The organism is Desulfosarcina cetonica JCM 12296 (assembly GCF_001311845.1).
GTDB lineage: Bacteria > Desulfobacterota > Desulfobacteria > Desulfobacterales > Desulfosarcinaceae > Desulfosarcina > Desulfosarcina cetonica.
Map to the genome: position 1 here is coordinate 22,822 of NZ_BBCC01000072.1, position 6,293 is coordinate 29,114.

At 58.1% G+C, this 6,293-nt stretch carries 8 protein-coding genes; 6 read left to right on the forward strand and 2 right to left on the reverse strand.

Annotation, left to right across the window (positions count from 1 at the left end; all coding sequences use genetic code 11):
* Positions 1-38 precede the first annotated feature (38 nt).
* Genes JCM12296_RS16820 through JCM12296_RS49190 form a run of 3 tightly spaced genes read left to right on the forward strand, consistent with a single transcriptional unit; the run spans position 39 to position 1,606 of the window.
* The gene (locus tag JCM12296_RS16820) at positions 39-593 is read left to right on the forward strand and encodes a cyclic nucleotide-binding domain-containing protein (protein ID WP_054695513.1); all 555 of its coding nucleotides are present in this window, start codon (positions 39-41) and stop codon (positions 591-593) included.
* A 6-nt stretch (positions 594-599) separates the two neighbouring features.
* Positions 600-1,058, forward strand: a complete 459-nt coding sequence (locus JCM12296_RS49185) for a radical SAM protein (protein WP_306304059.1) — start codon at positions 600-602, stop codon at positions 1,056-1,058.
* Positions 968-1,606 (forward strand): radical SAM protein, encoded by a 639-nt coding sequence (locus JCM12296_RS49190; RefSeq protein WP_306304060.1) that lies wholly within the window; start codon positions 968-970, stop codon positions 1,604-1,606. The genes JCM12296_RS49185 and JCM12296_RS49190 overlap by 91 nt, the downstream gene beginning before the upstream one ends.
* Here the strand turns inward: JCM12296_RS49190 and JCM12296_RS16830 are convergent.
* A complete protein-coding gene (locus JCM12296_RS16830; RefSeq protein ID WP_054695516.1) occupies positions 1,596-2,189 on the reverse strand; it encodes a hypothetical protein in 594 nt (197 codons plus the stop codon). The two genes, JCM12296_RS49190 and JCM12296_RS16830, sit on opposite strands and share 11 nt — an antisense overlap.
* 37 nt (positions 2,190-2,226) lie before the next feature.
* Between JCM12296_RS16830 and JCM12296_RS16835 the strand changes: the two genes are divergently transcribed.
* Positions 2,227-2,802, forward strand: coding sequence for a flavodoxin family protein (locus JCM12296_RS16835; protein WP_054695519.1), 576 nt, complete (start codon positions 2,227-2,229; stop codon positions 2,800-2,802).
* Between the two features lie 13 nt (positions 2,803-2,815).
* Here JCM12296_RS16835 and JCM12296_RS16840 read toward each other — a convergent pair whose 3' ends face one another.
* Complete coding sequence (locus JCM12296_RS16840; RefSeq protein WP_172683940.1) at positions 2,816-3,469, reverse strand: CPBP family intramembrane glutamic endopeptidase; 654 nt, start codon at positions 3,467-3,469, stop codon at positions 2,816-2,818.
* A 434-nt stretch (positions 3,470-3,903) separates the two neighbouring features.
* Here JCM12296_RS16840 and JCM12296_RS16845 point away from each other — a divergent pair, with 434 nt between their 5' ends.
* Together JCM12296_RS16845 and JCM12296_RS16850 are read left to right on the forward strand one after the other, a co-directional pair.
* Positions 3,904-4,935 carry a DUF933 domain-containing protein gene (locus tag JCM12296_RS16845; protein WP_054695525.1) on the forward strand — a complete coding sequence of 344 codons (1,032 nt, stop codon included), beginning with the start codon at positions 3,904-3,906 and terminating at the stop codon, positions 4,933-4,935.
* 141 nt (positions 4,936-5,076) lie between these two features.
* Positions 5,077-6,132, forward strand: a complete 1,056-nt coding sequence (locus JCM12296_RS16850) for a KamA family radical SAM protein (RefSeq protein ID WP_054695528.1) — start codon at positions 5,077-5,079, stop codon at positions 6,130-6,132.
* Positions 6,133-6,293: the final 161 nt, after the last annotated feature.

The following is a 6,293-nucleotide window of genomic DNA, read 5'->3' on the forward strand; positions in this document are numbered from 1 at the left end:
TACCGAGATCCGACCATTGTTGCTGCACCGGGGGGGGTATGATCGAGTCCAAGTATCTCAAGGAAAATATCGAAAACATCCAGCGGTTGATGTCCATCTCGGCCTTGAAGCACTTCGAGACCCGCAACCTGGGTAAACTGCTGCGCCTGAGCAAGATTCGTCAGTACGAGGGTGGTGAAACCATCATCCAGGAAGGCGACATGGACCCCTGGCTCTACTTCCTGCTGTCCGGCAAGATTCGCATCACCAAGGAAGGCGAGCAGATCGGGGTGATCGGCAGAAAGGGCGAGATTTTCGGCGAGATGCGCATCGTCGACGATCAGAGTCGCAGCGCCACGGTGGTGGCCGTGGAAAAAACCATTTGTCTGGCCGTGGATACCTCGGCCGGCAACCGATTGGTCACGTCGGACCAGAAGGATGAACGCCTGGATTTCCTCCTGTTGCTTTACCGGATTTTCGCCGAATACATGACCAATCGGCTGCGCCTGACCAATGAGGAACTGATCCGGGCCAAGAAAGAGATCCGCCGGCTAGGTGGGGATACCTCGAACAGAGAGGCCAGCCTGGAAACGGATATGGATCATTTGATCTGAATTGGGATGATGCGTCAGACTGTCTCCTTTACCCGCGATTCGGCCAACGTTTTTTTTCACCTGTTGACCCGCTGCAACCTGCGTTGCCGCCACTGTTACATCAATCCCGACCAGCATGGCCACCAAACCCTGGACATCGATACCATCGGCCGCTGGCTGGAGATTTTCGCCCGCCGTCATCCGTCGGCCAACCTCATCCTTTTGGGCGGAGAGCCCACCCTGCATCCCGATCTGGCCACGGCGGTCAAGCAGGCCCGCCATCTGGGCTATGGCTCGGTAACCATCGACACCAACGGCTATCTGTTCCATGACATCATCAATCGGGTCACGCCGGCGGAGGTGGATTTTTCAGCTTCAGCCTGGACGGTCCGACGGTGGCGGTCAATGATGCCCTGCGCGGTGAAGGCTGTTTCAAGGCCTGCACGGCCGGTATCGCCGCGGCCAAATCGCGAGGGTTCGCCGTGAGCCTGATCTACACGGTCAGCCAAGCCAATATCGATTATTTGGATGCCATGCCGGCGCTTTTGGACCGTTTGGGCGTGGACCATTTTTTCATCCAGGTGATCGGCGTGCGCGGCCAGTGGACCGATGATGCGGACCGTCGGGAGACGCTGGCCCAGGTGGATCGGCAGACCTGGTTGACGGTGGTCCCCCAGGTGGCCGAGAAAGTGGCCAGGCGCGGTATTCCCACCACCTTTCCCAAGGTCTTCCTCACGCCGGAGGAGAACTTCGAATGCGCGGGGCGGGTGGCCGACAACTACTTCATTTTTCCCAACGGCCGGGTCTACCGCTGCCCCCTGTGCGAGGATTATGCCCTGCACAGCTTCGAGATCCGGGACGATCAACTGGTGGCGGCACCCCGGATCAACGAGGCCGATCTTTTCCCCCTGACCATCCCCGAAGGGTGCGTGATGAACCGCATCATTCAGCCGCGCAACCTTGCCGCCTTGGAAACCGGCAAACCGACCTATCGCATCGCCTGCTGTATGCTCAAGGAATTGGTTACCCCTTGACAGCGTCGTAAGAAGCAGCTTCCCCTGGATTGAAGACCGCCTGGATGAACTGCGCTTCCAGTCGGCGGCGGGCGGCCTGGACCCATTGCAGGGAAGTGACCAGATCGTCCCGGTCGGCAGGCGTGTTCTGCAGGATAAGGGTCTGGGCGGGGCACAGGTACCAGCTGCAGACGAAGGGGCGCTGGAAGCGATCCAGCCGGCAACCGAACGGTCCGGCGTAGCGGCAGTGCTCGCCCCGGCCGCCCAATAGTTGCGCTTCCGGTGGGGTGATGCCGGCCAGGTGATAGAAAAGCAGATCCTTGAAGTCGGCCCACACCCAGGCCCGCTGGCAACAGTTATCCGTGCAGGTCGGGCAGGTGTGGCGGCACAACGCATCCATGCAGGGGAAAATGGATTCCAGCCGCATGCGGATTTTTCCGGCTGTCTGGATTGCTGCGGCCATGTCGGTGTGGTGGCAGTGGATGGTCCGAGCCAATGTCGTGTTGGCCTCGCACCACAGGGATGGCCGGTTCCAGGGAATATCGGTGGGTGAATTATCCATGGCGATGTGATACCAATTTGAGGGCGGCGTTTCAAATCCCATCGCCTCTTCTTTAACCCTTTAGGAAAGGCGTGCAACCATGAAAGTGGTCGCATTTAACGGCAGTCCCAGAAAAGATGGCAACACGTCCATGCTGATCCGTAACGTACTTGGCGTGCTGGAAGCCCTGGGCATCGAAACGGAAACCGTCCAGGTGGGCGGTAAGCAACTGCGCGGGTGCGTCGCTTGTTTTCGCTGCATGGAAAACAAGAACCGGCACTGCGCCGTGGACAAGGATATGCTCAACGACTGCATCGATCGGATGCTCTCTGCCGATGGCATCATTCTGGGGTCGCCGGTCTATTTTTCCTGCATGACCCCGGAAATAAAAGCCCTGATCGATCGTGCCGGTATGGTTTCACGGGCCAACGACATGATGTTTCGACGAAAAGTTGGCGCTGCCGTGGTGGCGGCACGGCGGGCGGGAGCCGTGCACACCTTCGATTCCATCAACCATTTCTTCACCATTGGCGAGATGATCATTCCTGGCGCCAATTACTGGAACATGGGGTTTGGCCGTGAAAAGGGAGAGGTCGAGAACGATGCCGAAGGTCTGGGCATTATGAAGACCCTCGGCGAAAACATGGCCTGGCTGCTGAAGAAGATTGCCGGATGAGTCATATCTTCCGCTATCGCAGCAGTTGGTCGAACCCGGAGTAGAAGAAGCGTCCCAACCCGATGGTATACATGAAGCAGCCATACAGCGCATGCTCGACGGATACGGCGATTAAGGATTTGCTTCGTTGGTAGGTGTGCGCGAACAGGTAGCCGCCGATCAGGGAGAACAAGATTGAATAGTGGTGGTAATAGATGAGGTGGGCAAATGAAAAGGCGATCGCACTGGCATGCATGCGTTGGCGCTGGTTGGTGAAAAGGTGACGGTAGCGGTGAAAAAAGAACCCGCGATAGATGATCTCCTGGGGATAAACGGCGAATAGCGCGTAGGTCCACAGAATGGAAAACCAGACTTGGCGATGGTTGATCGGGCAGTAGAAGAGCCAGTCCCGGTACCACACCCATACGAACAGGAACAGCAGAACGCCTGATACGACAAACAGGGTGACGATTCTGGGCAGTTGGACGATCGTCTGCTCCAGATCATAAAAGGAACGGTTGGTATAATCGGGATGCCGGATCAGATAGACCGTCGCCCCCACGCCGAACACCACCAGGAAGGGAACGGGAGAATAGGTGCGTAGGGCGGAGGTGAAGGCGACCGGAAAGACAAGAAAGAGGGTGGCGAATTCCAGAATCAGCCATGCCCGTGATTGAAAAAAGTTCATTTTGGTTTCGGACGTGTCTTTCATTGCTGTTTGTTGCGGACCACCGTCGATACCCGATTTGTCGGCTGTGAGGGGGGGCCTGTGGGCGTGGGCCGTCAGCCGGTATGGCACTATTCTTCAAAGAAGAATCAATGCGTTTCAATTGACAATGAAACCAATGGGTTGTTCACCTGTATGGGATTTTGCTAACACAATCCTAACACAAAAGAGGGTATCCCAATAGCACAAAATGGCGTTTCTTCATTTTGGATTGAAGCGATCATTGAATGGGCATTCGGATTCTATCCTTGCCGCGTCAGGCGCCATTTGCCTTGACGGATCGCATCGTATATGAGAAGGCCAAAACGCAATTTGACAGTACCGTAGAGCGCTTCGCAGCAGGGATGAAAAATTTTCGCCCCTGCCATTACTGATAATAGAAGGATCGAACCCCCATGAGACTCGGAATCATCGGGCTGCCGCAGTCCGGCAAGACCACCGTCTTCGAGGCCCTGACCCAGAGTGCCGCCGCTGACGGCAACCGCCAGGAGAGCCGTATCGGCACCATCACCGTGCCGGATGCGCGGGTGGATACGCTCAGCGCCATGTACAAGCCCCGCAAAACCATTTTTGCCCAGGTGGAGTATTTTTTGCCCGGCAAGGGAGAGCATGGCGGGGCCAAGAAGGATCAGAGCATCTGGACCCAGGTGCGCGATTGCGACGCCCTGATCCATGTGGTGCGCAACTTCAGCGGCTACGGTATGGAAGCCCCCACCCCCAAGGCAGATGCCATGGCCATCGATCAGGAACTGATCATTTCCGATCTGGTGGTGGTGGAAAAACGCCTGGAACGCCTGGCCCTGGACGAGCGTCGGGGCAAGAAGCCCATTCCCGAGGAACTCACCCTGTTGAACCGTTGCAAGGAAGCCCTGGACCAGGAGATCCCCCTGCGCCGGTTCCCCGACATTGCCGCGGCCAAGATTTTACGTGGGTATGCCTTTCTCTCGGCCAAGCCCATGCTGATCCTCTTCAACAACGATGACGAGAACGATGACCTGCCCGATGCCGCCCATCTTCCCGAAGACGAGGCGTGCATGGTGATCCGGGCCAAACTGGAGCAGGAGCTGGCCCAGATGTCCGAAGACGAGGCCACCGAGTTTCTGGCCGAATTCAACATTACCGCCTCGGCCACCGACCGGGTGGTGCAGCGCTCCTACGAGCTGATGGGGCTGATGGCCTTCTTTACCGTGGGCGAGGACGAGGTGCGTGCCTGGACCATCGCCCGTGATACCGATGCCGTGGATGCGGCCGAGGTGATCCATTCGGATATCAAGAAGGGCTTCATTCGCGCCGAGGTGCTGGCCTACGACGATCTCATGGCCGCGGGAAGTTATGCCGAGGCGCGTAAAAAGGGCACCGTGCGCCTGGAGGGCAAGACCTATAAGGTGCTGGATGGGGATATCATCAACTTCCGCTTTAATGTTTGACGGCACCGTAAAACGCCCGATATCCGCGTTACGCGAATCCTTCGTCACTGCGGCGTACGCCAAGTACGCCTCCCTCCTTAAGGATTCGCAAGCCTTGATCTCGAACGTTTTACGATACCGCCTGAAAACCGCGTTCAATCCATGACCGAATCACAACTCTCGTCGATCCCCCGCTGGAAAGCGCTGCTGGCTGAAAGCCTCACCACCGCCGGGCAACTGGCCGACCATTTCGGCATTGCCGCGGATAAGCTGGCGCCGGTGATCAAAAGCTTTCCCATGCGCATCAATCCGTACTACCTCTCCCTGATCCGGGAACCGGGCGATCCCATCTGGCGGCAGGCCGTTCCCGATCCGCTGGAACTGAACGATGCGGCCGGCATGGCCGATCCCCTCTGCGAGGAGGCCACATCGCCGGTGCCGGGACTGATCCACCGCTATCCGGATCGTGTGGTGCTGCTGGCCACCGAGCAGTGCGCCATGTTCTGCCGCTTCTGCATGCGCAAGCGTCGTGTCGGCAGCATGACCTGGGAAGATCGCCTGGATGCCACCGTCGACTACTTGACCCGCACGCCGGCGGTGCGCGAAGTGGTGCTGTCCGGTGGCGATCCGTTCATGCTCGACGATGGCGTGTTGGCGCGTCTTTTGGCCCGGCTGCGCGCCATCGCGCATGTGCGCCTCTTGCGGATTCATTCGCGCATGCCCTGCACCTTGCCCCAACGGGTCACCGACGAGCTGGTGCGGGTGCTGCAAGACGCACAGCCCCTTTACCTGAATATCCATTTCAACCATCCCGGCGAGATCACCACGCATGTGCGGGAGGCCTGCCGCCGGTTGGCCGATGCCGGCATTCCCCTGGGCAGCCAGACCGTTCTGCTCAAGGGGGTCAACGACGATCCCGCCGTTATGCATCGGCTGATGGAGACACTCCTGGCCATGCGCGTGCGGCCCTATTACATCCATCAACTGGACCGCGTGTGCGGTACCGCCCATTTCCGGGTCCCCGTGGAGCGGGGGCTTGCCATCCTGCAGCACCTGCGGGGCCGCATTTCCGGCATGGGCGTGCCCCACTACATGATCGACCTGCCCGGCGGGGGGGGCAAGGTCCCCCTGATCCCGGCTTATATCGTTGAAAAACAGCCCGATCACTGGGTCTTGCGAAATTTTGAAGGACGAACCTTCCACTATCCTCTCCGGTGAATCGTTCCCGCCGCCGTCGACTAAATGGCTACCATAAAAAGCATTGACACCACCATGGGGGTTCGCTATGGGTGTTTTTGTTTGATCGAAATTTGATCAAATTTGTGATTACATAGTTGGTGCCCATTCAGAAATAGGCAAATTTGGTCAAGATCAAGGCG

Bases quoted from the DNA above. Each gene is read 5' to 3' on its own strand.
- JCM12296_RS16840 (WP_172683940.1), bottom strand. From the start codon at position 3,469: ATGAACTTTTTTCAATCACGGGCATGGCTGATTCTGGAATTCGCCACC.
- JCM12296_RS16820 (WP_054695513.1), top strand. From the start codon at position 39: ATGATCGAGTCCAAGTATCTCAAGGAAAATATCGAAAACATCCAGCGG.
- JCM12296_RS16845 (WP_054695525.1), top strand. From the start codon at position 3,904: ATGAGACTCGGAATCATCGGGCTGCCGCAGTCCGGCAAGACCACCGTC.
- JCM12296_RS16850 (WP_054695528.1), top strand. From the start codon at position 5,077: ATGACCGAATCACAACTCTCGTCGATCCCCCGCTGGAAAGCGCTGCTG.
- JCM12296_RS49185 (WP_306304059.1), top strand. From the start codon at position 600: ATGATGCGTCAGACTGTCTCCTTTACCCGCGATTCGGCCAACGTTTTT.
- JCM12296_RS16835 (WP_054695519.1), top strand. From the start codon at position 2,227: ATGAAAGTGGTCGCATTTAACGGCAGTCCCAGAAAAGATGGCAACACG.
- JCM12296_RS16830 (WP_054695516.1), bottom strand. From the start codon at position 2,189: ATGGGATTTGAAACGCCGCCCTCAAATTGGTATCACATCGCCATGGAT.